Raw genomic sequence first — 25831 nt, forward strand, 5'->3', positions numbered from 1 at the left:
CCTTGCCCACTTGATGCTGACATTCACCGATACTACACGTTTACCGTGGAAGCAGGTCCAGCGTGCGCTCCACCTCTTCGATATCGATCCGGAAACCATCGCCATCCGGAATCCCGACCACAAAAGCGAAATGCTGATGGTCGCGATCGGTCAGGTATTTGTAGTAGCTCACAAACCGGTCAGGCGGCTGCAAGGTGAGCAGGCTACCACCGGGCTGCAGCACATTTACCCCATGCACCAATTGGCTGCCCTCCACGCCAATGACCACTTTTGCCCCGGCGCAGGCTGCAACAATACTCGGCACATCGGACTTGAGCGGGTTCACAACACGGAAACCGCGGGTGACACGCAGGTGCTCGGCGAGCTCCAGCTCATTGCGCAACAAGCGCAGGTCGCCGTCGCCGCCACGCAGCAGGAACACGCCAGGATGTGGGGCATGCGGCACGTGCGACAGCAATTTATCCCCCATGGCCCGGTAGCGGGCATGCCGGCTGCGGTTGTTGCCCTGATCATCGAACAGCACCAGCTCACGGAAAAACGCACTGCGCAGGCGCAGGGGCTTCATGCCCAGCCAGTCTTCATAGGCCGGGGCCTGGGTAAACAGCGGGTATCTGGCCGAGGGTGCGGTGGTCACCGGTATGCCCTCATTGCAGGCCAGCGCATAGGTTGGGCAATCTTCCATCAGCCAGGTGCCGAACCACGAATTGCCGTTTTGCGTGCAGTAGATGGCCGCGCGGTCTATTTCGTTGTCAACGATGATGGTCGGGAAGGTACTTGGCTTGAGCGACAGCCAGTGGCTGGCCTTGCCTTTGTACAACGCACCATCGACCAGCCACACATCCTTGATCAGGTAGCCGCGGGTTGGCCCTTGCAATGTGCTGATGCCACCCTCCATGGTGCGAGCGGGGTGCACGTAGGGGTAAAAACGCTTGCCCTCCCAGCCCGTTACCCGTTCCAGCTGGCCAGGCAGGAAAATGGCCGCCGGGGACACAGTGGTTTCGCCTGGAGCAATGTCCCAACTCCTGGTGGCGATGCTCTTGAGGTCGATGGCGGTATTCTTGCCCAGCCGCTTGCGCGCCATGTAACGATAGGCGGCCAAGGTCCAGGTGTGCTGCTTGGCCGCGGACGATGCACTGAACTGCGAGATGTCGCTCCCCATGAAGCGTCCTCCCCTGATGACGAAGTTTAAACCCTGGCGTAGAGCGCCAGATCAATGCATCCCTGGCAGTCACTCAGTTGCACGTGACTCTTTCCATGGTCGGCGGTGACTGCACGCTGGCATAACGGCTGCGCAGGGTTTCCACGAAGGGCTCACCCGCACCATTGCCACCGTAGAGATAAATCTTGTGCAGCCCCCCAAACACCATCTCGTGGTATCGGCTGGCAACCTCCTCATCGCTCGGGCCATCCGGCAACCCCAAGTGCAGCGTGAGTTTGTTGCCCTCCACTGCGAACATCGGCGTATCCCACAAGAACTTGGCTGTGCCGGTCTTTGGCAAGCGGACAAACAGATAGGCATGGTTGCCCAACGAGTCGATGTCTCCCCCGCGACGGCGCTTCCATTTCAGCAGGCCGTCGTCCGGGCGCGCGAGGCACAGCCCGATGTCGTAGTAATCGAAGCCCTGCTGCAGTGCCCACTCAAGCGCCATGAAGGTGGTGATCGAATTCACCTCACGCAACCTCTTGGCATCACTGAACACTGCCTCGCAGTAGCCGAAACGCAACGTGCTCCAGTACCGCTTGCCCCCGCGTACCACTTCACAACCCAAGTGGCAGCCAATCACTTCATCACCCAAGGTAATCAGGTCGAGCCGGCCGACGCTTTTGGCAATGCGGAACACTTCTTCCGTGGGGAACTGCGCAGCATGGATACCTTGCCTGGCGGTGGCATAGGGGCGCAGCAGCTCGCGGTCTGCCATGGCGATCTCGTCGTCCGACAGGGCTTGTCGCATCTGGTAGAGCGGGCGGTTCTTGCGGATGCTGCGCCGCAGTTCGCTGTCGTAGCGCGCCGTGATGTCCTCCAGCGAGCGGCCCAACGGTACTACAGCGCTCAGGTAATGCGGCACTGACAGCGCCCCAGACGAGGGTATTTCGCTGATGACCACTACATGGTTTGCAGCCGCCGTGGCACTTGCACTTTCTACGATCGAAGCACTGCCCTGGCCCTTGCCGCCGATCAGCAGCTTGGCCATTTCCCGCTGTTGCTTGCGGCCGATGTAAAGAATTTCGTAGGGGCTCTCCTGCTGTAGCCGAAACCTCGCTACTTCCCAGCGCCAGAAACAGGCGCGCGCCGCCATTTCTCGCACTTTGCTTGCCAACAGCCTCATTTCGTAGCGCTGGGAGGGTGACAGGAGCTTTCGCGCCACAGCCGTCAAGGTCTCTTTCATTTTTTCTTCGACGTCCTTTGAAGGGCTTTATGGTCTATCTGAAAAAGAGAAAAAATCAGCAAAAACACTTAACGCTTTGATTTTTATAGTTTGCCCTGAAACTTGCTTATCACATTCAGTAACAATTTAAGATGCCTGCAAACGCTTTGGCAAGCGGCTTCTAGCTGACTTTAGATCAAGTTTGATGGCGTCAAATTTCCTGCGTGAAAACCCACGCCAATTGCAAGTTTGCTATAAGCGTGCCGACGCACACAGCCTTTCATTACCACTTGGCTATTGATAATTAGCATTTGATATCTTCTTTGCATAAAAGAAACGTCGCCATGCCTGAACGCTTTTTGCGGTGCCTGCCGGGCCATTTGGCAAGCATCCACGTCCCGATTGAGCCAGACTGGTGTTTTGCCGGCAGCCGGTGCATGCTCCATGCTGAAGCGATTCACCCTGCTTTGAACCAGCCCCGCAATGTGAGGTGCAGTACCTATGGACCGTCTGCTCGATTCACTCTTCCCCAGCGCCGAGAACATTCCGGAAACCTGGCGCCTGGGAGCCCCAATGGAACAACGCGACTACCTGGTGAACGGCGAACTCAGGCAGTGGGACGGCCCCTTGGCCACGGTGCGCAGCCCGGTATGGCTGAAGGAGGGCGCAGAGGAACGCCAGGTGGTACTGGGTAGCGCCCCGCTGCTCGACGCGGACACCGCCCTTACGGCCCTCGACGCCGCCGTGCAGGCCTACGACAAGGGCCGCGGTGCCTGGCCGAACATGCGTGTGGCCGAACGCATCCAGCATGTCGAAAACTTCCTGGCCCGTATGCGCGAGCAGCGCCAGGCCGTGGTCAAGCTGCTGATGTGGGAGATTGGCAAGAACCTCAAGGATTCAGAAAAAGAATTCGACCGCACCTGCGACTACATCGTCGACACCATCAATGCCCTCAAGGACCTCGACCGCCGCTCCAGCCGCTTCGAGCTGGAACAAGGCACCCTCGGCCAGATCCGCCGCGCGCCGCTGGGTGTGGCGTTGTGCATGGGGCCCTACAATTACCCGCTGAACGAAACCTTCACCACCCTGATCCCGGCGCTGATCATGGGCAACACCGTGGTGTTCAAGCCGGCCAAGTTCGGTGTGCTACTGATCCGCCCGTTGCTCGAAGCCTTCCGCGACAGTTTCCCGCCGGGGGTGATCAACGTGATCTATGGCCGCGGCCGGGAAACGGTGAGCGCGCTGATGGCCAGCGGCAAGGTCGATGTATTCGCCTTCATTGGTACACACAAGGCAGCCAGCGACCTGAAAAAGCTGCACCCACGCCCGCATCGCCTGCGCGCCGCGCTGGGCCTGGATGCCAAGAACCCAGGCATCGTGTTGCCGCAGGTCGACCTCGACAACGCTGTCGAAGAGGCGGTTACCGGCGCGCTGTCGTTCAACGGCCAGCGCTGCACAGCGTTGAAGATCCTGTTCGTCCACGAGCACGTGGTCGACGCCTTCCTCGACAAGTTCCAGCGCAAGCTGGCCGCGCTCAAGCCCGGCATGCCCTGGGAACCGGGCGTCGCGCTGACGCCATTGCCGGAGCCCGGCAAGGTCGACTACCTTGACGGCCTGGTCGCCGATGCCACGGCCAAGGGCGCACGCGTGCTCAACGCAGGTGGCGGGCAAAGCCGCGGCTCGTTCTTCTATCCGGCCTTGCTGTACCCGGTTAACAACGACATGCGCGTGTACCACGAAGAGCAATTCGGCCCCCTGGTACCCGTGGTGCCCTACCGCGACCTGCAAACCGTCATCGACTACGTGCTGGACTCCGATTACGGCCAGCAGTTGAGCCTGTTCGGCAACGATCCGGCGACCATCGGTAGCCTGGTCGACATCTTCGCCAACCAGGTCGGGCGCATCAACATCAACGCGCAGTGCCAGCGCGGCCCCGACACCTACCCGTTCAACGGCCGCAAGAACAGCGCCGAAGGCACTCTGTCTGTGCATGACGCCTTGCGCGTGTTCTCCATCCGCACCCTGGTCGCCACCCGCTTCCAGGAGGCCAACAAAGAACTGATCAGCGAAATCATCCGTAACCGCCAGTCGAGCTTCCTGACCACCGACTACATCTTCTGACGGCCGCGCTTATAGAAAATCGATCTAGCGGCATTGTCGATTGTCCATCGGCGCAAACGACTCTAAGCAACAGGGCGCCATCCGGCGCCCACTGCAACGGAGAGTCGAACATGGCAGTCAAACCCATCCCCGAAGGCCAGCACAGCATCACCCCCTATCTGGCCATCAACGACGCCGCCAAGGCCATCGAGTTCTACAAGAAGGCCTTCGGTGCGGTCGAAATGTTCCGCCTTGATGCCCCTGGTGGCCGTGTGGGCCATGCCGAACTCAAGATCGGTGATTCGTCGCTGATGCTGGGCGACCCCTGCGACATGGAAGGCGGCCTTACCGCCAGCCAGAAGCTCAGCGGCGCAGGCGTGGGCCTGCACCTGTATGTCGAGGACTGCGACAAGGTCTACGCCCAAGCCCTGGCGGCTGGCGGCACGCAGTTGCACCCCTTGACCGACCAGTTCTATGGCGACCGCAGTGGCACCCTGAAAGACCCGTTCGGCAATATCTGGTTCGTCTCGACCCACAAGGAGGACCTGAGCCCTGACGAAATTCGCGCCCGCGCAGCGAAGATGTTCGGCGGTAACCCAGCGGCAAGTTGAAAGCGGCGCCACTTTGCTTGAAGCTTGAGGCTCGTAGCCTGGAGCTGCTTCATGCGAATCATCGACAAAACCGCTGCGCAGGTGCGCAGCCTGACCCCCGCTGAAGAGGATCTGCTGGTCGGTTTTGCCACCGGCAGCCTCGTCGGCCCGCGCCTGCTGCAGGCGAACCAGCTACTGATGAAGGTTCGCAACGCCAACCAATGGCTGGCCTGCGACTGCCGCAACGACGCCCTGCCGGTGCTCAATGTCACCCTTAACGGCAATACCGGCACATTGTTCCTCAAGAACAACCCGGGCACTGCCGAGCATGCCCCTGGTTGCCCGTTTACCAAAGACGAGCGGGAAGCCGCCGAACGCGAAGACGATCCCGCACCACCTGCCGCCTGGCTGCCGCCCGACACGCCGCTGCGCCTGATGGGTGACTTTCGCGCCGGTACCGCCAGTGCCGCAAGCGATGGCAACGACCGGCGCGAGCAACAGCGCCTGCTGTCGCTGCTGCTCACCTGGATCGAGACCAGCGGCCTCAACCTTTACGCCACTCACCTGAAGAAGGACCTGACCACGCAGTTTGCCGAATTGCGCAGCGTGGCCAGTCGCTACCCGCTGCTGGAGCGGATACCTGCCAGCAACTACCTGGAAACCCGGCTGGACATGAAGCACATGATGATGCTCAAGTCCCGGCTGCGTGAATCCACACTGTTCGGCAACCATCGCCGCCACGGGCTGATGCTGGACTGCGTCGACCAGATCAAAGGGCGCAAGCTGTTCAACAATCGCAGTGAAGACGGCTTCGACTTCCAGGGGCACCACCTGTACTGGGGCGGTAGCCGTACCAGCGGGCCGTTGCTGGCACTGATGATCTACTCGCCGACCAGCGCCGGTAGCCATTTCTATGAGCTGATCCATGTGGCCAGCGTGCCGGTGCTATCGCGCGCGCATCTGTTCCCGGTGTACCGCGATGAAGAACGCGAGCCACTCAAGGCCCTGGTGTCGCTGATCGACTGGATGGCCAGCAAGGGCGTCAAGGTGCAAATGCGCCGGCCGGTGATCGGCGGCCAGGTGATGGATGAGCTGGTGATGACCTCGGACCAGGACCGGGTATTGTCAGTGTCGCTCCTCGAACAGCCGATTGGGCCCGAGCCGGACACCGAAAACTTCAAGCGCTACGCCGACTTCAAGAGCCTGGAAACCTTCCGCAAGTTTGTTGCCGGTTTCTTCATGCGCGAACGCTGAATTGCGGCCGGTACATGCCCCGGGCAGGCACAGCCATGTGTCGCGACAGGGATGCAAGGCGGCCCCAGGATCCCGGGCTATTGACTCAGTCCAGGCAGTCCTTGGCAGCCTGGCGCAATTTGTCGCCAGACAGGAAGCTGCCCTTGTAGAAGGTCGCGCGGCTGCCTTCACGAGAGTCAACCACGTCCAGTACATCGTCACTTGCCACCGCACTGGATGCCGTCAGTCGATACCCGTGGGCAATCGACTTCTGCGTGGCCTGGGGTGCCAGAACCTGCCACTTGGGCAGGACACAGGCGGCGTACACCTGCGGCGTTTTTTTGGTCAGCTTGCTGGCAGTGGGTTTGCCGGGCGTCGCGCAGCCAGCAAGGCTGGCAACCAACGCAGAAGCGATGAAGATACGAAAAGTAGGCATTTGCAATTGGCCGTCAGGGATACGCTGCATTCTAACGAGGGTTGTCCAAAGTTTCTAACCAACCATGGTCTTGCTGGTGAATTTTCGCGCCATTGACACAGCAACGACGCGCCAGTGACAACACCATCACATCGCGGGTTGTTTACTGGCGCCCGGTCACTGCAATTAATTGTCTGAATCCAGGGAACGAAGTCATTCTGCCCTGCTTCTCATCAACATCAGGCAACGGCAACACCGGCCGGCTTTGTTCAGGAGAACCCCATGCTCTGGTGGCTGGAAATACTCGCCCAATATGCAACCTCCACCGGCTTGGCCGTGCTCTGTATTTTCGTGTTCTGGGCCTATGGCTTGGCATTCGGCAGCGTCTACATGAGGCTCCTCTCTGGCCTGCTGGCTGCCATGCTGCTAACGATCGCCGCATGCCCGCACGGTGTGGACTTTGCCTTGGGCAAGCACCTGGCGCTTGGTGGTCCAGGTGCTCTGCTGCTGTTTATTGCAGATGCAGCAGGCGTGATCACAGCGGTGGTGGTGGCCTCGTTTTTCTTCAGCCCCGGGCGGTTGCAGGACGAAGCCTGAGCGGGCTCACTGGTGGGGACCTGATATTTCTGCCAGTAGCATGGGTAGCCGAACGTTGAGAAAGTGAACTGCCAATGGGGCACCTCACCGCGACTCGGCCAGGAAATACACACCATGCAAAAGAACGCCAACATCACGCGCTTCTTCTACCAGAACGGCAAACTCGTCACCCTTAAAACCGGTGAACAGAGCCGTAGCATCTTTCGGTCCTCGGATGTGCCACTTGCCGAGCAACACTTAGACGGCACCCGCACCAGTGGATTGCTGGTGACCGACGACAAGGGTTCGGTGCTACAGGTGCAGGAAAACAGCTGAGCCCCCTCAAGCCGCACCGGCCCCACCATAAGGGTCGCACAAGCGCTCCAGCGTTCGGGCAAGGCTGCGCTTTCCACAAATCTGTTGCGTTTCACCCTGCCCTGAGGCGATGCTCATGGAACGGTTGAAGCAACAGACACGGAAGGCCTTTAGCACCATGGAAACGCTTCTCAGCATCAAGTCCGATCTGGTCAGTACAGCCGATCATCTGGAAAAGCTCAGTCAGGCCATGAGTGGCCACGCCAGGTTCATGGAGGCGCGTGCCAGTTCGCAGAGCGAGATTGATGTCACGGCGCACATCAGGTCCATCAATGTGGTAGCAGACGAGTTGCGCGCTGTCGCTGCAAAAATCGACGACATTGGAGGTGCTAGCTTCAGCTGAACCTGAGCTTCACCACTTTGCTCAGCGCCCAGCCACTGAAGACGTAGAACGCATCCAGGTAGAAACGCCCCGCGTAGTTGGGCAATGGCGCGTGATTCAACAGCACATCCGGGTCGGGCGTGGGTGGGAACAAGGCATAAAAGCCGTTGGGCAGCACCGCCAAGGCCAACAATAGCAGGTAAGTCGATGTTAGCAGCAGGGTGCTACGATTGCTGAACCTGGCGGCACCCTTCAGCCCGTAGTACGCAACCAGGCCGGCAACGGGCAACACCCAGAAATGCGTCGGGATCCCAATGAACATTTCGGCGACTGCGCTTCTTGCTTCCACCCAGTGTTCTCCATCCAAATGCGTGGATTATCGCGGGCACGGCAGGCAAATGCAAAACCAGCACTGCCCAGTTCAGGACTGCCACGTTCGAATAAGAACGGCGGCAGGGCCCACCAGCAAAAAGCCCGCTCTCGACGGCGGGCATTTTGTCTCTGGCGGTTAGATGATCATGCTTTTGAACACATCAACGCGGCATCCAGCAACCTCCCATGGTCGTACCAGGCATCACGTTGATAGGCTGTGAACTGATGCTGGCCTGCTGTGCTGCGCAACTCCACAAGGCCATCTGCCTTGCTGGGGTCGGTGCTTTCGATGAACAGTCTCACCGAGTTATCGCCATCAACCTCGTAGGTTTTCACATTCCCGGGCAGTTCACCCTTCACGCACCCCAGATACGCGGGTGGGCTCTTAGCGGTGCTGCCAGAGGTAGAGTCATGACTATCACGCACGTCGGGGTTTTGTGCGCACCCGGCCGTGAACAATGTGGCGAACGTGGAAACGAGTAATGCACCTGCTACCGATATTGAGCTCTTCACGCGACACGCCCCTGCTGCCCCCTCGAGAACTTAGGAAAGTGTTGCCAAGTAGCACGCCATTTTTTAGTTGTCGTGAGCCATATTACTGCTCAATGACAGCCATGCCATAGGTTCATTTGCTATATGGGTTCAGGCTGCATTGGCGGCGCAATAAATGTCCTCTTCTACAGCTTGTCCTACGTCCGCCAGGTCTGCAAGTTTGGGCGCCGCGCTCCCCGCCCGCAGTTTTATCTGAGGTTCAGGACGGCTGGCGTCGCATAGGCATAAGCAACTACAAATGCCCCCAACCCCGAGTATTACCGTACCCACTCTCGGGGTCAGGCAATGGCCTTGAGAAAGACCAAGGTTGCCACCAGGTCCAGGACCAGTACAGTTGCCACAACGAAAACCATGTAATAGCGGTCATCCTGAGTCATGTCGGCGCTCTCCGCGTGATCAATGTCTCAGGAGCAAAGCAATTACCGTTCCAGCACCGATGCCCAGCCAACGGCTGCCACTGCGCTCAAACGTGGCGATCTTCTACGATGCCTTTACCTGACATACGCCGTTGGCTTTGTTCTTGCCGGTATACGATACGTCGGGCGAACCGTCGGGGTTGATCGACAATGAAACAGTCACCCCGCTGCCTTTGGCTTCGAAGTAGTTATCGTTGAACTTCTTCAGCTTCCCTTCCTTGCCATTGATATAGATCGGCCCACCTTTGTCCGCATGGACCTCAATGTTGCCGGGGCACGTTGCGTTCAGCAGTGGAATCCCGGCCTGGGCCGCGCCCGATGCCAGCATCAAGGCAGCCAGCAATAAACGTGTCATCTCACGCTCCTTAAGTGAATTGATCGTGACAAAAGCAATAGAGGGCCATCATAGCAACCCTCTGCAGTATGCGCTCGCGGGCTAGTCTAGACTGAAATGGCCATCCACCACGGAGCCAGCAGATGCAACCGTCAATCTCTGCGCAGCCTGTCCCTCATGAAGGTCTTGAAGATGTTGACCATCTCAGGTTTCACCGCGCCCATGAACATATGCACCACCCGTTTGGTAACGATGCTTTTGCCCGCAGGGCGGAAGCTTTCGCGCGCTTCTTTGGCACGCCGTTGTTTCTAGGGTCTCAGTCACTGGTGGTTCTGATATGGATGGGGATCAGCCTATCGGGGCTGTCAGCGTTCGATCCCTATCCCTTCATTCTATTGAATCTGGCGTTTAGTCTGCAGGCGGCCTACGCGGCCCCTCTGATTCTTCTGGCTCAAACCCGCCAAGCCGACCGTGACAAAGCAACAGCCGAAGCAGATGCGCGACATCGAGAGGCGATTGCCATGGCCAATCAACGACGTCAACGGGACGCGGAGATGCAAAGCAAGCAGCTTCTGCAGTTGCTGGAGCAAAACACACACCTCACAGAAGTCACAAAGCAAATGAGTGAACGGATTGAGCTCCTTACATCGCAGATGCACGCGCATTTGCTTGCGTCCTCAGTGCATGCGCCTTTGGGTAATAACGATTAATCCCTTACCCCTGCAGTTGCCTGCGGAGCGCTGTTTCGTCCTACCTCACCTCATTCGCAAAGCGGCCAACTGCCCCGACCACTTGTTTAGCGCCGCTTTGAATTTCCAGGATGACGGTGCCGGCTTCATTAGCCAATGCCAAGCCTTCCTCAGCTTTTGCCCGGCTGCTGAATATTTCGCTAACGGCTTGATCCGCAAGCGCCTGGTTTTGTTGGACCACGCTAACGATTTCCTCGGTGGCCGAACTGGTGTGACCAGCGAGTTTGCGCACCTCATCAGCAACCACAGCGAAGCCTCGACCTTGCTCACCCGCACGCGCGGCTTCGATAGCTGCATTCAGTGCTAGCAGATTCGTCTGCGAAGCAATTCCGCCAATGGTTTTAACGATAGAACTGATCAACGCAGACTGTTTGCCAAGCGCTTCGATGCTCTCGGTTGCCGCGTTCATTTGTTCAGCGATACTGCGCATGGTCTCCACCGTTCGCGTCACGACCACAGCGCCACGCTCCGCGCTCGAATCCGTTTGCCGGGATATGGCGTACGCGACACCCGCTGCATCCTTTACCTCTTGCTCGCGTGCGACCTGGTCCGTCACGACACTCGCAAACTTCACAACTTTAGACAGCTTGCCCTCAGTGTCATGTACAGGGTTATAAGTGGCCTCGAGCCAGATAACACTTCCACGGCCATCGACGCGTTTGAATCGGTCTGCAACGTACTCGCCACGGTTGAGCGTCTTCCAGAAACTTTCATACTGGGGCGATGCCGCTTCTTCGGCAGGGCAGAACAAACGATGATGTTTTCCTGCAATTTGGCCTAATGAGTAGCTCATGGCATCGAGAAACTGCTTGTTGGCTGTGATGACGGTGCCATCCAGGTTAAATTCAATGACGGCAGTGGACCGAACCAGCGCCTGGATCAGCGCTTCATTTTCCTTCGCCTGCTCCACGGTACGGGTGATTTCACTGCCGTAACCCTGGACATGGCCAAGGCTCGCGTCGTGGTCTCGAATAGGGAGCCAATAGATTTTCAACCAAGCAAGCGTGCCGTCCGCGCGGAGGTAGCGATATTCGTCATTGACGGGTTCAAAACGCGCTACAGCTTGATTGAACGCGTGAAAACAAGGCAGGTCTTTAACGTACGGCGGCACGATCTCCGCGAGCGGGCGCCCCAGCAGGCGCTCCTCAGAATACCCCAAGGTTTCCGAGAACTGTCGGTTAAATGCGCAGATACGAAACTGTGCATCCAGCCTTATGGTGAGCATGCCTCTGTCCATCTGCTCGACCTGCTGACGTAACTGATGCAGCTCCGCGCTCTGCTCTTGCAGCATTTTTTTGAGATTGCGGTTGAACATGACAGGCTCCAAGTGTGCTGGGTAAGCAATTATCGAGATGGGCCCATTGTTCTAGAGCATCCAGTCAATTTTTAATTGCAGCATGATGGGTATACGGGCGGGGTGATGAAAAATTCCAGGCCGGCAGATAAATTGCTACAGGCTTGGACGCGCGGCTCAACGCACAACATTGCAGGTGTTTAGGGACACTGCTGAAAATCACAGATTCCTCTGCGATTCTGGATCACGCGGGTAGCGAAGGCTGAGATCTCTGGCTCAAGAACTGAAGCCAGGCATCATGCGATTTCATCTGGCAGACCACGGCATCATCCCAGATAGCGCCGTGGATCTCACCCGCAGCAACCAGGTACATGAGCCTTGATGTACAGGCTTCCAGATCAAGGAGCTGCCGATGAGCCGTGAAGCGAAAATCAACGTTGCTTGGCATCTGGAGGTAAGGCCTGAAGGACTGGCTCGTGGACACGGGCCGATGTTCCTGTGTAATCAATATGACATCAAACCCCAGCGGCCGCATGCCTTATCGCAGATTCGCCCCCGTGATTGGACGACTCAAAGGACCGATGTTGGAAAACGCAGTAGCCGCCTCACCCTCTGGCGCTGCCCGCCAGCGCCTCAACGCTTGCCGCCGAGGACGGGCGGCAAGGCGGTGAAGAACCAGTAGATCCCAGTTCCTAGCACCATGGTCCACCGGCTTGCCGGGTTGAGAAACATTCCGACCACCCCAAGCGCGATCAGCGTCACGCCAGCCCACCGCCTGCGCCTCGGGTTGAACCATCGCTGGAACGCCCGAAGCCTCTCACCCAAATGCATCACCACTCTCCTTTTGGTAGGCGACGAAGCATATCAGCTGCCTGCCGCATGTACCCACACCTCGCTGCCCGCCAGCACTTCCTCAAACCAAAACGCCGCCTGATGAGGCGGCGTTGACTGAAGCACGGACGTTACCAGGTCTTCGGCTCTGACTTCTTGTAAGCGCCACTGGTCATGCACTTTTCGACCAGGTCTTCGCGCGCCTTGTTGTCTGGAAGCGTTTTCAGATAGTCGGGCTGACAGTGTTCGCCAGTCGGCTCGTAGGCTGCTGTGTCGACGGCATCTTCTTTGCAGCCCGCCAGAACCACTGCAGAGAACGCGGCGGCAGAGAAGAAAACCAATGCTTTGCGTGACATGAGCTCATTCCTTTGAAGTGGTCGGGCGTTATAGCAAACCTCGACCAGCATCGCAAAGAACGCCCCTCACCCAGGTCCAGCGAACGGGCACACTCCGGTGCATGGCGTCCAAATCCCTGCACCCGGTCAGCCCCTTTGTGTTCCAGCCGAGCAAAGTTGGGCTGTGGATCAACGAACCAAGTGTTACAATCCGCCACTTCAAATCGGCGCTCAACGCGCTGAACATCCGTGAGCGCCGCCAGTACGACACCCGCCACACCTATGCGACCCTGTGCCTGATGCCTGGTATGAACCCCGCGTTCATTGCGAACCAGCTCGCCACAGCGTCGAGATGTTGCTCTCTACTTACGCGAAATGGATCAGCTCCTCCTCGGACTGGAGGGAGCTGGAGAAGCTGCCGCCCCGAGTCGAATTGGCCCAAAATTGGCCCAAACCTGACGCGAGGGCCTAAATACACCTCTGGAACCCCCGCAGGACAAGCACTTGATTTCTACCGCTAACATCACCATGCAGTTCGGCTCCAAGCCGCTGTTTGAAAACGTTTCCGTAAAATTCAACAACGGCAACCGCTACGGTCTGATCGGCGCCAACGGTTGCGGCAAGTCGACCTTCATGAAGATCCTCGGCGGTGACCTGGAGCCTTCCGGTGGCCAGGTGATGCTGGAACCGAACACCCGCCTGGGCAAGCTGCGCCAGGACCAGTTCGCCTATGAAGAATTCACCGTGATCGACACCGTGATCATGGGCCACAGCCAGCTGTGGAAGGTCAAGGCCGAGCGCGACCGTATCTACTCGCTGCCGGAAATGACCGAAGAAGACGGCATGGCCGTCGCCGAGCTGGAAACCGAATTCGCCGAAATGGACGGCTACACTGCCGAATCGCGCGCCGGTGAACTGCTGCTGGGCCTGGGTATCCCCCTGGAACAGCACTTCGGCCCGATGAGCGAAGTGGCGCCAGGCTGGAAGCTGCGTGTCCTGCTGGCCCAGGCATTGTTCTCGGACCCGGACGTGCTGTTGCTCGACGAACCAACCAACCACCTGGATATCAACACCATCCGCTGGCTGGAAACGATCCTCACGGCGCGTAACAGCACCATGATCATCATTTCCCACGACCGCCACTTCCTCAACAGCGTCTGCACCCACATGGCCGACCTGGATTACGGCGAGCTGCGCCTGTTCCCAGGCAACTATGACGAGTACATGACGGCGGCCACCCAGTCGCGTGAGCAGTTGCTGTCGGACAACGCCAAGAAAAAGGCGCAGATCGCCGAACTGCAGACGTTCGTCAGCCGCTTCTCGGCCAACGCCTCCAAGGCCAAGCAGGCGACTTCGCGTGCCAAGCAGATCGACAAGATCCAGCTGGCCGAAGTCAAACCTTCCAGCCGTGTCAGCCCGTTCATTCGCTTTGAGCAGACCAAAAAACTGCACCGCCAGGCGGTGGTGGTCGAGAAGATGGCGAAAGCCTTCGACGACAAGGTGCTGTTCAAGAACTTCGACATTACCGTCGAGGCGGGTGAGCGCGTTGCGATCATCGGCCCCAACGGTATTGGCAAGACTACCCTGCTGCGCACTCTGGTCGGCGAAATGACCCCGGATGCAGGTTCGGTGAAATGGACCGACAGCGCAGAAGTGGGCTACTACGCCCAGGACCACGCTCACGACTTTGAAGACGATCTGAGCCTGTTCGACTGGATGGGCCAGTGGACCTCCGGCGAACAGGTGATTCGCGGCACCCTGGGGCGCATGCTGTTCTCCAACGACGAGATCCTCAAGTCGGTGAAGGTGATTTCCGGTGGTGAGCAAGGCCGCATGCTGTTCGGCAAGCTGATCCTGCAAAAGCCGAACGTGCTGGTGATGGATGAGCCAACCAACCACCTGGACATGGAGTCGATCGAGGCGCTGAACCTGGCGCTGGAAAACTACCCGGGCACCTTGCTGTTCGTCAGCCACGACCGCGAGTTCGTCTCGTCGTTGGCCACGCGCATCATCGAGCTGTCGCCCGATGGTGTGGTGGACTTCAGCGGTACCTACGACGATTACCTGCGCAGCCAAGGCGTACTGGTCTGATCGAAGTGTAAGGCCTGGCCACGTTGCATGGCTGGGCCGGCCTTTTCGCGGGCACGCCCGCTCCCAAGAGCCCAGTCAAGCAGGGGACGTGTGGGAGCGGGCTTGTCCCGCGAACACCGGCGAAGCCGTTGCCAGGCACCGCGTACTCCCATTCAGGGGACAAGTCCGCTGCCACAGCCACACCCTGGCGAATAATTCGTTAGCCTGCTTTCTTTTCCTTCGCACAACGGCCATGATGGGACCACGCCCAACCGCCCGCCCGCGAAAGAGCCCATGACCGCGCAACAACCTGCCCCCGCCAGCCATACGCTGCACATCACCCTGCAGATCCTGTCGATCGTTTTCTACACCTTCATTGCCTTCCTCTGCATCGGCCTGCCCATTGCGGTGTTACCCGGCTACGTGCACGACCAGCTGGGCTTCGGTGCGGTGATCGCCGGGGTGACCATCGGCTTGCAATATCTGGCCACTCTGCTGAGCCGCCCGTTTGCCGGGCGCGTTGCAGACACCCTCGGGGGCAAGCGAGCCATCCGCTTCGGCCTGCTGGGGATTGCCGGCTGCGGGGTATTGACGCTGTTATCGGCCTGGACCCTGACGCTGCCACTGCTGAGCCTCGCGTTGTTGCTTGGCGGCCGTTTGCTGCTCGGCATCGCCCAGGGGCTGATCGGCGTGGCTACCTTGAGTTGGGGCATCAGCCAGGTCGGCCCCGAACACACCGCCAGGGTGATCTCATGGAACGGTATCGCCTCCTACGGCGCCATCGCTATTGGCGCGCCACTGGGCGTATTGGCCGTGGATGGGCTGGACTTCAGCGTGCTGGGGCCTGCTTTGCTGATGCTGGCAACCCTTGCCCTGCTGGGGTTGCGAAAGCGCCCCGATGTGGTGGTGGCGCGCGGCGAGCGCCTGCCATTCTGGTCGGCGTTTGCCCGGGTCGCACCGTGCGGTCTTGGCCTGACCCTGGCTTCGATCGGCTATGGCACCCTGACCACCTTCGTCACCTTGTACTACCTGGAGCGAGGTTGGCTGGGCGCAGCCTGGTGCCTCAGTGCGTTTGGGGTGTGCTTCATCATTTCGCGGCTTTTATTCGTCAATGCCGTCAACCGGTTTGGTGGCTACAACGTGGCGGTCGCCTGCATGGCCACCGAAGTGCTGGGCCTGAGCCTGCTGTGGCTGGCGCCTGCGCCGGCCTGGGCACTGGTCGGCGCGGGGCTTACCGGTTTCGGGCTGTCGCTGGTGTACCCGGCGCTGGGCGTCGAGGCAATCAGGCAGGTCCCCAGCAACAGCCGCGGCGCGGGGCTGGGGGCCTATGCGGTGTTCTTCGATATGGCCTTGGCTATCGCCGGCCCGCTGATGGGCGCAGTAGCCGTACACCTGGGCTATGCCTCGATCTTCTGCGTGGCTGCCCTGCTCGCCCTGGCCGGGGTGGGCCTAACGCTGTTGCTATCGCGGCGCGCTCGCCGCGGCTGATCGTTCGGCCAGTTGCGGCGCGCCCAGCGCCTGGCTGAAGAACGCCGCCGTTTCACGCGCCAGCGAATGATGGATATGGCGGCGATCCACACCCTCGGCATCCTTGCACAGCGCCGGCATCCGCGCGTACTGCTCGGCGTCGCAGTGGGCCATGAACACAAAGTGGCCGGCGCCGGCCAACAGGCGATAATCGGGAGTGACCGGCAGCTTGCGGGCCAGAGCTTCGGCGTTGCGGTCCACCGCCACCAGCTGGTCGCTATCACCGCTGTAGATCAGCGCTGGCACCTGAACCCCCGCCAAGGCATGGCGCCCGAACAGCAGGCTCAACGGCGCCATCAGCATCACCGCCCCTACCCGCTGGTCGGCCTGCGGCGCCAGTTCGCTGCGGTCGGCAATCAAGATGCCGTGGGTCTTGCAGGCGTCGGCGTCGGTCGGACGCTCCAGGCAGTACTGGCGCAGGCGGTCCAGGTCCGGGCGCGCACCGGAAAGGATCAACGCGGTTTCGCCACCGGCTGAATAACCGATCACGCCCACCTTGCCTTCATCCAGGTAAGCCCCGACCAAAGCATCATCGCGGGCTGCGGTGATGGCGGCGCTGACTTGCAGCGGCCGGCCATACAGATTGCTCAGAGTACCCAGACGACTGTGGTCGTGGGCATTGTCCCCAGGGTGCACGACTGCCACCACCACAAAGCCTCGCCGCGCCAACGAAGTTGCCAGGTAATGCAGCGCCAATGGGCTGCCGGTATTGCCGTGGGACAATACCAGTAACGGGAACCGGCCTGTGGCGACGGGTGCCTCTTCAGCCACCTCGACTGGATAGCCGTCTATACGGCTGCTACGGGGTTTACCGATAGCGGGGTAGAACGCCAGTGCTTGCATCGGCCGGCTATCGACCGGGTCGACCAAGGTCATGTGGTGCAGGCCGACAACCCGGGGCCCAGCCTCGGCATGGGCCAGCAGGCCGCCGATCAGGACCAGCGCCAACACGCAGCGGGGAATAGTCATCGGCCGGCGGTTCCTTGCAGGGCGAAGCGATAGCCCAGCATAAAGCCGGCCTGGCGTGCGCCGGATGAAAACTGGATGAAACCCTCGTCATGCACGTTGCGCGCGCACCCTATGCATTTGCGCATGGCGTCGAACCCGTGGCATAGATACAGGTCCACGTCTTTACGTGACCGTTTCGCGCCAATGAAGGAGATTCATGCATGAGCAAGCCCGCCTACGTGCCACCCAAGGTCTGGCGCAATGAAGCAGCGTCCGGCGGCCAGTTCGCCAGCATCAACCGCCCTGTTGCCGGCCCGACACACGACAGGGACCTGCCGCTAGGCAACCACCCTCTGCAGCTTTACTCCCTGGCCACCCCCAATGGCGTCAAGGTCACCATTGCCCTTGAAGAGCTGCTTGCCTTGGGCCATACCGCAGCCGAGTACGATGCCTGGTTGATCCGCATTGGTGAGGGCGACCAGTTTTCCAGCGGCTTCGTCCAGGTCAACCCCAATTCCAAAATCCCTGCCCTGCTCGACCGCAGCGTCGAACCGCCTGTGCGGGTATTCGAATCGGGTTCGATCCTGCTGTACCTGGCAGACAAGTTCGGCGCACTGCTGCCAAAATCGCCCGCTACACGCGCCGAGAGCCTGAACTGGCTGTTCTGGCAGATGGGCGCGGCGCCTTACCTGGGCGGTGGCTTCGGTCACTTCTACGTGTATGCCCCGGAAAAAATCGAATACGCGATCAACCGCTTTACCATGGAGGCCAAGCGTCAACTGGACGTGCTCGACCGCCGCCTGGCCGAGAGCCGCTACCTGGGCGGTGATGAGTACAGCATTGCCGATATTGCCGTGTGGCCGTGGTATGGCCAGCTGGTGCGCGGCAACCTGTATGACGCGGCAGAATTCCTGGCGGTGGATGAGTATCCCAACGTGCAGCGCTGGGCCGAGGAAATTGCCCTGCGCCCGGCGGTGCAGCGCGGAACGCGGGTAAACCGCACGTGGGGTGATGAGGCCAGCCAGGTGCCCGAGCGGCATGCGGCGCAGGACCTGGATTGAGGGTTAGCCGGGGTCGCTGTGCGACCCCGACAATGCCCGCTTGCATAAAACCATTTGCCCCCGCGCAAACCTGCGTCCGCCAAGCCCTTCTTGTACACTCCTCGCATTAGCCCCCACCTGCACATTTTTTTGGTGAACGCATGATCGAGGTAACCGAGGTTTCCATTGCCGAGCTGCGCGACGCGCTCGAGTCGGGCCGCACGACGGCGGTCGAGCTGGTCAAGGCCTACCTGGCGCGCATCGACGCCTACGATGGCGCCGACACCGCCACCGCCCTGAACGCTGTCGTGGTACGCAACCCCGAGGCGCTGAAAGAAGCCGAGGCCTCCGACGCCCGCCGCGCTCAAGGCCAGGTCCTGAGCCCGCTGGATGGCATTCCCTACACCGCCAAGGACAGCTACCTGGTCAAAGGTCTGACCGCCGCTTCCGGCAGCCCTGCCTTCAAGGATCTGGTCGCCCAGCGCGACGCTTTCACCATCGAGCGCCTGCGCGCCGCGGGTGCTGTGTGCCTGGGCAAAACCAACATGCCGCCCATGGCCAACGGTGGCATGCAGCGCGGCGTGTATGGCCGCGCCGAAAGCCCGTACAACGCCAACTTCCTGACTGCGCCCTTCGCCTCGGGCTCATCCAACGGTGCCGGCACCGCCACCGCCGCCAGCTTCAGTGCCTTCGGCCTGGCTGAGGAAACCTGGTCCAGTGGCCGTGGCCCGGCGTCCAACAATGGCTTGTGCGCCTACACCCCCTCGCGCGGCGTGATTTCGGTGCGTGGCAACTGGCCGCTGACCCCGACCATGGACGTGGTGGTTCCTTACGCCCGCACCATGGCCGACCTGCTGGAAATCCTCGACGTGGTGGTCGCCGATGACGCTGACAAGCGCGGCGACCTGTGGCGTCTGCAACCTTGGGTGCCAATACCGGCAGCATCCACCGTGCGCCCAGCTTCTTATCTGGACCTGGCAGTGGATGCCAGCGCACTCAAGGGCAAACGCTTTGGCGTACCGCGCATGTATATAAATGCCGATGCCGAAGCAGGCACCTGCGAAAAACCAGGCATCGGTGGCCCGACTGGCCAACGCATCAACACCCGTGCCACTGTGATTGATTTGTGGCAACAGGCACGCCAGGCTCTGGAGGCGGCCGGCGCCGAAGTGCTGGAAGTGGACTTTCCGCTGGTGTCGAACTGCGAGGGCGACCGCCCGGGCGCACCGACCGTTTACAACCGTGGCATCGTCAGCAAGGAGTTCCTGCATGACGAGCTGTGGGAGCTGTCGGGGTGGGCCTTTGACGACTTCCTGCGCGCCAACGGCGACCCGAAGCTCAACCGCCTGGCCGATGTCGATGGCCCACAGATTTTCCCCCACGACCCGGGCACCCTGCCCAACCGCGAAGACGACCTGGCCGCCGGCATGGACGAGTACGTCAACATGGCCAAGCGCGGGCTGAAGACCTGGGACCAGATCGAGACCTTGCCCGACGGCCTGCGTGGCCTGGAGCACACGCGCAAACTGGACCTGGAAGACTGGATGGACAATCTGGGCCTGGACGCTGTGCTGTTCCCGACAGTGGCCGATGTGGGCCCGGCCGATGCCGACGTCAACCCGGCATCAGCGGACATCGCCTGGAGCAACGGTATCTGGGTGGCCAACGGTAACCTGGCGATCCGTCACCTGGGTGTGCCGACCGTCACCGTGCCAATGGGGGTGATGGCCGACATCGGCATGCCGGTGGGGCTGACCTTTGCCGGGCGGGCTTACAGTGACAATGCGTTGTTGAGCTTTGGTGCAGCCTTCGAGGCGACTGGCTCGCGCCGTATGATTCCGCCGCGCACCCCGGCGCTGGGCTGACTTTTACAAGGGCCGCTTTGCGGCTCATCGCCGGCAAGCCAGCGCCCACAGGAAACTGCAAACCTCAAGGGTCGTGCAGTACCTGTGGGCGCTGCCTTGCCCGCGATGGGCCGGTACAACCACCACAGATCGCACAATTCAACTTTATGTGTAAAAATACACAAAACGTTGATATTGCGATGTGCCATGCCTATCCCCCCCAGCGAAGAACGCCACCTCACCCTCACGGTGCTCAAGGCCGCCATCCAGGCCTTGGGCAGCGTCGCCGCACGCAACATGGAAATCCTGCTGCACGACCTGGACCACCCGGAGCATTCCGTGGTGGCGATCGTCAACGGTCACCTCTCCGGCCGCAGCGTCGGCAGCCCGATCCTCGCCGCCCCAGAGCAGGATCAAGGCTTCAAGGCACTGATGCAGGCCTCGGCCGACCAGCACGGCAGCGAGCCGGTGGTACTACCCGACTACCCCACCACGCTCAAGGGCCGCACCCTGCGCAGCGCCACTGCGATCTTTCGCGACAGCACCGGCCACCCCTTCGCCAGCCTATGCGTCAACACCGACGTCACCGGCCTGGACGCCGCCATGAGCTTTCTCCAGCAGTTCCAACCGCTGGGGGCCACGCCTGCCGTCAGCGAACCCGCCGACATGGAGCTGCTGATGAGCGAGATCATCCAGGCTTCCCTGCAACGCAGCGGCCAAGGCCGGATGAACAAACAGGCCAAGGTCGAGGCGGTGCGGGTCATGCAGGAGCGTGGCCTGTTCATCGTCAAAGGCGGCGTGGAAAAGGCGGCCAGTGCGCTCGGCGTGACCCGCTACACCATTTACAACTACCTTGAACAATTACGCGGAACCAGCCAATGACCTTGCATATCCACACCCCCCTGATCGAATCCCGCTCCCTGTCGTTGGCCGCGGGCCGAAACATCTGGCTCAAGCTCGATGCCCTGCAACCTTGCGGCTCGTTCAAGCTGCGCGGGGTGGGCCATGCCTGCGAAGTGCATCAGGCCCGTGGCGCCCGGCAGTTCATCTCGTCTTCGGGCGGCAACGCCGGCCTGGCGGTGGCCTATGCAGGGCGCAAACTGGGTGTGCCGGTGACCGTGGTAGTCCCCGAGACCACCACCGAGCGGGCCAAGGAGTTGCTGCGCCTGGAAGACGCCAACGTGGTGGTGCATGGCAGCTCCTGGCAAGAGGCCAACGCCCTGGCGCAGACCTTGGTGGGGCCGGATGATGCGTTCATCCACCCGTTTGACGATCCGCTGCTGTGGGCCGGGCATGCCAGCCTGATCGATGAAGTCGCCGAAGCAGGCGTCAAACCGGACGCCGTGGTGCTGTCGGTGGGGGGTGGCGGCTTGCTCAGCGGGGTGGTCGAGGGGCTGCAGCGCAATGGCTGGGGTGATGTACCGGTGCTGGCGGTGGAAACCCACGGCGCCGCGTCGCTGCACGCGGCCCTGCAGGCGGGGCATTCGGTCGAGCTGGAGCGCATCGCCTCGGTGGCAACATCGCTGGGGGCAAAGCGGGTAGCCGATCAGGCGCTGGCCTGCGCACAGCAACACCCGGTGCACAGCCACCTGGTCAGCGATCGCGCAGCGCTGGAAGCCTGTGAGCGGTTCCTGCTGGACCATCGCGTACTGGTCGAGCCAGCGTGTGGAGCGGCGCTGGCATTGGCGTATGCGCCAGGCGTCCTGGCGCACTACCAGAATGTGCTGGTGGTGGTTTGTGGTGGCGCTACGGCAACGCTTGAGCAGATTCACGCGTGGTTGCAGCAAGCCGATTGAGGCTGCCGCCCGTCGGTGGTGATTACGACAGTCACATGCGCCTGTTCTACTGAGCCCGCCGCAACCGGAAAAATGCCCTCGCAACGGCGTCAACCCTGACGAAATGCGTATCGCACCCTTTCGGTCTGCGGCAAGTGAAGGCACAATGCGTGTCCTTTTTTTGGCCGGCCTGGCCGGGGGCCTTTAAATGATCAAGACGCCGTATTACCTCATCGATAAAACCAAGCTGCTCAGCAACATGGAGAAGATCGCCTACGTGCGCGAACACTCCGGTGCCAAGGCGCTGCTCGCCCTCAAGTGCTTCGCCACCTGGTCGGTGTTCGACCTGATGCAGCAGTACATGGACGGCACCACCTCGTCCTCCCTCTTCGAGCTCAAGCTCGGCCGCCAGAAGTTCGCCGGCGAGACCCACGCCTACAGCGTGGCCTGGGCCGACGACGAGGTCGAGGAAATGCTCGAGAACTGCGACAAGATCATCTTCAACTCCATCGGCCAGCTGCAGCGCTTTGCCGAACAGTCCGAAGGCAAAGTGCGCGGCCTGCGCGTCAACCCGCAGGTCAGCAGCTCTGACTACCTGCTGGCCGACCCGGCACGTCCGTTCAGCCGCCTGGGCGAATGGGACCCTGCCAAGATCGAGCAGGTGATCGAACAGATCTCCGGTTTCATGTTCCACAACAACTGCGAGAACGGCGACTTCGGCCTGTTCGACAAGATGCTCACGCACATCGAAGAGCGCTTCGGTCACCTGCTGCACAAGGTCGAGTGGGTCAGCCTCGGTGGCGGCATCCATTTCACCGGTGAAGACTATGCGGTAGACGCCTTCTGCGCGCGCCTCAAAGCCTTCTCGCAAAAGTACGGCGTGCAGGTGTACCTGGAGCCGGGCGAAGCAGCCATCACCAACAGCGCCTCGCTGGAAGTGACCGTGCTCGACACCCTGTACAACGGCAAGCACCTGGCCGTGGTCGACAGCTCGATCGAAGCACACCTGCTTGACCTGCTGATCTACCGCCTCAACGCCAAGATGGCCCCCAACGACGGCGAGCACACCTACATGGTCTGCGGCAAGTCGTGCCTGGCCGGTGACATTTTCGGCGAGTACCAATTCGATCGCCCGTTGGCCATTGGCGATCGCCTGTCGTTCATCGACACGGCGGGATACACCATGGTCAAGAAAAACTGGTTCAACGGCCTGAAGATGCCATCCATCGTGGTCAAGCAACTCGACGGCAGCGTCGAAGTCGTCCGCGAGTTCGGTTTCGAAGACTACGTTTCCAGCCTGTCGTAAGGCCGGCTTTCCAAGTAAGGAGCAAAAGGTAAATTGAAGAAGAACGTTCTTATCATTGGTGCAGGAGGTGTCGCCAAGGTGGTGGCCCACAAGTGCGCGCAGCATAACGACGAACTGGGTCGTATCGCTATCGCGTCACGGAACATCTCCAAATGCCAGGCCATCATCGACAGCGTCAAGGCCAAGGGTAGCCTCAAGGTACCCGCCGACATCCAGGCCTTCTCGCTCAATGCCCTCGATGTCGAGGCAACCAAGGCGCTGATCCGCGAGACCGAATCGCAGATCGTGATCAACGTAGGTTCCGCCTTCCTCAACATGTCGGTGCTGCGTGCCTGCATCGATACGGGTGTCGCCTATCTGGACACCGCCATCCACGAAGAGCCGGGCAAGATTTGCGAGACCCCGCCGTGGTATGGCAACTACGAGTGGAAACACCTCAAAGAGTGCCAGGCAAAGAACATTACCGCCATTCTCGGCGTCGGTTTCGACCCGGGTGTGGTGAACAGCTACGCCAAACTGGCGCAGCAGCAGTATTTCGACAGCATTGATTCGATCGACATCCTCGACGTCAATGCCGGTTCGCATGGCAAATACTTTGCCACCAACTTCGACCCGGAAATCAACTTCCGTGAGTTCACCGGGCAAGTGTGGAGCTGGCAGAACAGCCAGTGGACCAGCAACACCATGTTCGAGGTCAAGCGTACCGACGACCTGCCAGTGGTAGGCTCGCAGAACCTTTACCTGACCGGCCACGACGAAGTTCACTCGATTTCGAAGAACCTCAACGTGCCGAACGTGCGTTTCTGGATGAGCTTCGGCGAGCACTACATCAATGTGTTCACCGTGTTGAAGAACCTGGGCCTGCTCAGCGAGCAACCGGTAAAAACTGCCGAAGGCCTGGAAGTGGTACCGCTGAAAGTGGTCAAGGCCGTTCTACCAGACCCGGCCTCCCTGGCCCCTGGCTACACCGGCAAGACCTGCATCGGTGACCTGGTCAAAGGCACCAAGGATGGCCAGCCGCGCGAAGTGTTCATCTACAACGTGGCAGACCACGAAGAAGCCTACGCCGAGACCGACAGCCAGGGCATTTCCTACACCGCCGGTGTACCGCCAGTGGCTGCCGCCCTGCTGGTTGCCCGTGGCGAATGGGATGCCAAGCGCATGGTCAACGTCGAGGAGCTGCCAGCCGAGCCGTTCCTCAAGGCGCTTGACGTGATGGGCCTGCCAACCCGCGTCAAAGATGAAAAAGGCGATCGTCCTTGGGACGCTGAAGCCTAAGCAACAAACAGAAGGGGCGCCACATGGCGCCCCTTCTGCGTTTCCAGGCCCTGTAATGATCCTGTGGGAGCGGGCAAGCCCGCGAAGAGGCCCGTGCAGGACCACACCCTACTTCCGAGCTTCCAGAATCAGGTTGAACGGTGTCTGCGTCGCACGCCGGAAGCGGCTGAACCCCGCCTCCTCGAACACCGCCCGCAAGCGCGCCTCACCGGCTTGCGCACCCAACCCCAAGCCCACCTCCTGCGACAGCGAATTCGGCGTGCAGATGAAGGTAGAGGCTGCGTAGAACAAGCGCCCTACCGGCGTCAGGTTGCCGTCCAGCGAATCCTCGGCAAAAGGTTCTACCAGCATGACCGTGCCGTCAGCCTTCAACGCCCGATAGGCATGCTTGGCCGCCCCCACCGGGTCGCCCATGTCGTGCAGGCAATCGAAGAAGCACACCAGGTCATGGTCATGTCCCGGGTAATCCTTCGCACTGGCCTGCTGAAAACTCACCCGCTCGGCTAGCCCCGCCTCACGCGCACGATCGTTGGCGGTGGTGATGGAAGGCCCGTGGTAGTCGTAGCCGACGAAGGTAGACGCTGGAAACGCCTGGGCCATGACCAGCGTCGAGGCGCCATGCCCGCAGCCTACATCCGCGACCTTGGCCCCCGCCTGTAGCTTGGCCACCACACCCTCGAGCGCTGGCAACCACTCAGCGACCAGAAACGTACGGTAGCCGGGTCGGAAAAACCGCTCGGTACCGCTGAACATGCACGGGTGGTGGTCCCCCCAGGCCAGCCCGCCATCGCCTCGCATGGCCGCGACCAGCTTGTCCTTGTCATGGAACAGCGCAGCGATCACGGCGGCCCCACCGGCCATATAAGCCGGGGAGTCCTCCAGCGCCAGGGCCATGGCCTGCTCTTCGGGCAGCACAAAAGAGCCCTTGACGTGTGCCATGTAACCCGAAGCGGCCTGGGCGTTCAGCCATTCGCGCACCAGCCGCGGATGGCAGCCGGTTTTTTCCGCCAGCGCTTCGGGGGTAATTGGCTGGCTATCGGCCATCGCTCGATACAACCCCAGTTCGTCGCCCAGGATGACATTGGCCAGGGTCGCCGCTGCGCCCATGTCGCCCACCACCTTGCCCATGAAATCGTGAAGCCTTGCCTCGTCCATGACCTGCCCTCCTCTGCAAGAAGGCCAT

At 60.6% G+C, this 25831-nt stretch carries 25 protein-coding genes and 2 pseudogenes; 16 read left to right on the top strand and 11 right to left on the bottom strand.

Annotation, left to right across the window (positions count from 1 at the left end):
• Nucleotides 1–40: 40 nt before the first annotated feature.
• The gene (locus CKW35_RS25460) at nt 41–1159 is read right to left on the bottom strand and encodes a glycosyltransferase 61 family protein (protein WP_016486690.1); all 1119 of its coding nucleotides are present in this window, start codon (nt 1157–1159) and stop codon (nt 41–43) included.
• 73 nt (nt 1160–1232) lie between these two features.
• The gene (locus CKW35_RS25465; protein WP_016486689.1) at nt 1233–2387 is read right to left on the bottom strand and encodes a hypothetical protein; all 1155 of its coding nucleotides are present in this window, start codon (nt 2385–2387) and stop codon (nt 1233–1235) included.
• 480 nt (nt 2388–2867) lie between these two features.
• Here CKW35_RS25465 and CKW35_RS25475 point away from each other — a divergent pair, with 480 nt between their 5' ends.
• From CKW35_RS25475 to CKW35_RS25485, 3 genes are all read left to right on the top strand, one after another.
• Nucleotides 2868–4487 carry an NADP-dependent glyceraldehyde-3-phosphate dehydrogenase gene (locus tag CKW35_RS25475; RefSeq protein WP_095117152.1) on the top strand — a complete coding sequence of 540 codons (1620 nt, stop codon included), beginning with the start codon at nt 2868–2870 and terminating at the stop codon, nt 4485–4487.
• A 110-nt stretch (nt 4488–4597) separates the two neighbouring features.
• Nucleotides 4598–5077, top strand: a complete 480-nt coding sequence (locus tag CKW35_RS25480) for a VOC family protein (protein WP_016486687.1) — start codon at nt 4598–4600, stop codon at nt 5075–5077.
• A gap of 51 nt (nt 5078–5128) precedes the next feature.
• Nucleotides 5129–6310, top strand: a complete 1182-nt coding sequence (locus CKW35_RS25485; RefSeq protein WP_095117154.1) for a hypothetical protein — start codon at nt 5129–5131, stop codon at nt 6308–6310.
• Nucleotides 6311–6395: 85 nt separating this feature from the next.
• On the opposite strand, the gene CKW35_RS25490 is transcribed toward CKW35_RS25485, so the two are convergent.
• Nucleotides 6396–6755, bottom strand: coding sequence for a hypothetical protein (locus CKW35_RS25490; protein ID WP_016486685.1), 360 nt, complete (start codon nt 6753–6755; stop codon nt 6396–6398).
• Nucleotides 6756–6986: 231 nt separating this feature from the next.
• On the opposite strand from CKW35_RS25490, the gene CKW35_RS25495 reads away from it, so the two are divergent.
• The 3 genes from CKW35_RS25495 (at nt 6987) to CKW35_RS25505 (ending at nt 7998) form a co-directional block, all read left to right on the top strand.
• Entirely contained in the window at nt 6987–7301 is a 315-nt protein-coding gene (locus CKW35_RS25495) for a hypothetical protein (RefSeq protein WP_016486684.1), read from the top strand.
• Nucleotides 7302–7415: 114 nt separating this feature from the next.
• A complete protein-coding gene (locus CKW35_RS25500; protein ID WP_095117156.1) occupies nt 7416–7616 on the top strand; it encodes a hypothetical protein in 201 nt (66 codons plus the stop codon).
• A 157-nt stretch (nt 7617–7773) separates the two neighbouring features.
• Nucleotides 7774–7998 (top strand): hypothetical protein, encoded by a 225-nt coding sequence (locus CKW35_RS25505; RefSeq protein ID WP_024717648.1) that lies wholly within the window; start codon nt 7774–7776, stop codon nt 7996–7998.
• On the opposite strand, the gene CKW35_RS25510 is transcribed toward CKW35_RS25505, so the two are convergent.
• The 3 genes from CKW35_RS25510 to CKW35_RS25520 all read right to left on the bottom strand — a co-directional run bounded on the left by CKW35_RS25510 (nt 7991) and on the right by CKW35_RS25520 (nt 9672).
• Nucleotides 7991–8299, bottom strand: coding sequence for a hypothetical protein (locus tag CKW35_RS25510; RefSeq protein WP_095117158.1), 309 nt, complete (start codon nt 8297–8299; stop codon nt 7991–7993). The genes CKW35_RS25505 and CKW35_RS25510 overlap by 8 nt on opposite strands.
• A gap of 194 nt (nt 8300–8493) precedes the next feature.
• Nucleotides 8494–8862 (bottom strand): hypothetical protein, encoded by a 369-nt coding sequence (locus CKW35_RS25515; RefSeq protein WP_031312022.1) that lies wholly within the window; start codon nt 8860–8862, stop codon nt 8494–8496.
• A 519-nt stretch (nt 8863–9381) separates the two neighbouring features.
• Nucleotides 9382–9672, bottom strand: a complete 291-nt coding sequence (locus CKW35_RS25520) for a hypothetical protein (RefSeq protein WP_016486678.1) — start codon at nt 9670–9672, stop codon at nt 9382–9384.
• 122 nt (nt 9673–9794) lie between these two features.
• Here CKW35_RS25520 and CKW35_RS25525 point away from each other — a divergent pair, with 122 nt between their 5' ends.
• The gene (locus CKW35_RS25525; RefSeq protein ID WP_016486677.1) at nt 9795–10361 is read left to right on the top strand and encodes a DUF1003 domain-containing protein; all 567 of its coding nucleotides are present in this window, start codon (nt 9795–9797) and stop codon (nt 10359–10361) included.
• A 40-nt stretch (nt 10362–10401) separates the two neighbouring features.
• Here CKW35_RS25525 and CKW35_RS28975 read toward each other — a convergent pair whose 3' ends face one another.
• The 3 genes and pseudogenes from CKW35_RS28975 to trbK form a co-directional block, all read right to left on the bottom strand.
• Nucleotides 10402–10956, bottom strand: coding sequence for a methyl-accepting chemotaxis protein (locus CKW35_RS28975; protein WP_371262263.1), 555 nt, complete (start codon nt 10954–10956; stop codon nt 10402–10404).
• Nucleotides 10939–11715 (bottom strand): annotated as a pseudogene (locus tag CKW35_RS28980) (PAS domain-containing protein); the annotation flags it as partial. The gene CKW35_RS28975 and the pseudogene CKW35_RS28980, both read right to left, overlap by 18 nt.
• 941 nt (nt 11716–12656) lie before the next feature.
• Nucleotides 12657–12881: an entry exclusion lipoprotein TrbK gene (gene trbK / locus CKW35_RS25545; RefSeq protein WP_016486673.1), complete on the bottom strand. Its 225-nt coding sequence runs from the start codon at nt 12879–12881 to the stop codon at nt 12657–12659.
• Nucleotides 12882–12982: 101 nt separating this feature from the next.
• Between trbK and CKW35_RS28700 the strand changes: the two are divergent.
• The 3 genes and pseudogenes from CKW35_RS28700 to CKW35_RS25560 all read left to right on the top strand — a co-directional run bounded on the left by CKW35_RS28700 (nt 12983) and on the right by CKW35_RS25560 (nt 16418).
• Nucleotides 12983–13332 (top strand): annotated as a pseudogene (locus tag CKW35_RS28700) (integrase).
• A 32-nt stretch (nt 13333–13364) separates the two neighbouring features.
• The gene (locus CKW35_RS25555; RefSeq protein ID WP_016486587.1) at nt 13365–14951 is read left to right on the top strand and encodes an ABC-F family ATPase; all 1587 of its coding nucleotides are present in this window, start codon (nt 13365–13367) and stop codon (nt 14949–14951) included.
• Between the two features lie 273 nt (nt 14952–15224).
• Complete coding sequence (locus CKW35_RS25560; RefSeq protein ID WP_095117160.1) at nt 15225–16418, top strand: MFS transporter; 1194 nt, start codon at nt 15225–15227, stop codon at nt 16416–16418.
• Here CKW35_RS25560 and CKW35_RS25565 read toward each other — a convergent pair.
• Nucleotides 16392–17426 (bottom strand): dienelactone hydrolase, encoded by a 1035-nt coding sequence (locus CKW35_RS25565; RefSeq protein ID WP_016486585.1) that lies wholly within the window; start codon nt 17424–17426, stop codon nt 16392–16394. The two genes, CKW35_RS25560 and CKW35_RS25565, sit on opposite strands and share 27 nt — an antisense overlap.
• A gap of 200 nt (nt 17427–17626) precedes the next feature.
• Here CKW35_RS25565 and yghU point away from each other — a divergent pair, with 200 nt between their 5' ends.
• From yghU to CKW35_RS25595, 6 genes are all read left to right on the top strand, one after another.
• Nucleotides 17627–18466 carry a glutathione-dependent disulfide-bond oxidoreductase gene (gene yghU / locus CKW35_RS25570; RefSeq protein ID WP_023048169.1) on the top strand — a complete coding sequence of 280 codons (840 nt, stop codon included), beginning with the start codon at nt 17627–17629 and terminating at the stop codon, nt 18464–18466.
• 140 nt (nt 18467–18606) lie between these two features.
• Complete coding sequence (locus CKW35_RS25575) at nt 18607–20310, top strand: amidase (RefSeq protein WP_016486583.1); 1704 nt, start codon at nt 18607–18609, stop codon at nt 20308–20310.
• A gap of 186 nt (nt 20311–20496) precedes the next feature.
• The gene (locus CKW35_RS25580) at nt 20497–21171 is read left to right on the top strand and encodes a transcriptional regulator (RefSeq protein ID WP_016486582.1); all 675 of its coding nucleotides are present in this window, start codon (nt 20497–20499) and stop codon (nt 21169–21171) included.
• On the top strand, nt 21168–22085 hold the full coding sequence (locus CKW35_RS25585; protein ID WP_060516581.1) for a pyridoxal-phosphate dependent enzyme: 918 nt from the start codon (nt 21168–21170) through the stop codon (nt 22083–22085). The genes CKW35_RS25580 and CKW35_RS25585 overlap by 4 nt, the downstream gene beginning before the upstream one ends.
• 187 nt (nt 22086–22272) lie before the next feature.
• Nucleotides 22273–23370: a carboxynorspermidine decarboxylase gene (locus CKW35_RS25590; RefSeq protein WP_016486580.1), complete on the top strand. Its 1098-nt coding sequence runs from the start codon at nt 22273–22275 to the stop codon at nt 23368–23370.
• Between the two features lie 33 nt (nt 23371–23403).
• Nucleotides 23404–24648: a saccharopine dehydrogenase family protein gene (locus tag CKW35_RS25595; protein WP_095117162.1), complete on the top strand. Its 1245-nt coding sequence runs from the start codon at nt 23404–23406 to the stop codon at nt 24646–24648.
• A 108-nt stretch (nt 24649–24756) separates the two neighbouring features.
• Here CKW35_RS25595 and CKW35_RS25600 read toward each other — a convergent pair whose 3' ends face one another.
• Nucleotides 24757–25803: a class I SAM-dependent methyltransferase gene (locus tag CKW35_RS25600; RefSeq protein ID WP_095117164.1), complete on the bottom strand. Its 1047-nt coding sequence runs from the start codon at nt 25801–25803 to the stop codon at nt 24757–24759.
• Nucleotides 25804–25831 lie beyond the last annotated feature (28 nt).

Source organism: Pseudomonas sp. Irchel 3F3, from assembly GCF_900187545.1.
Taxonomy (GTDB): Bacteria; Pseudomonadota; Gammaproteobacteria; order Pseudomonadales; family Pseudomonadaceae; genus Aquipseudomonas; species Aquipseudomonas fortuita.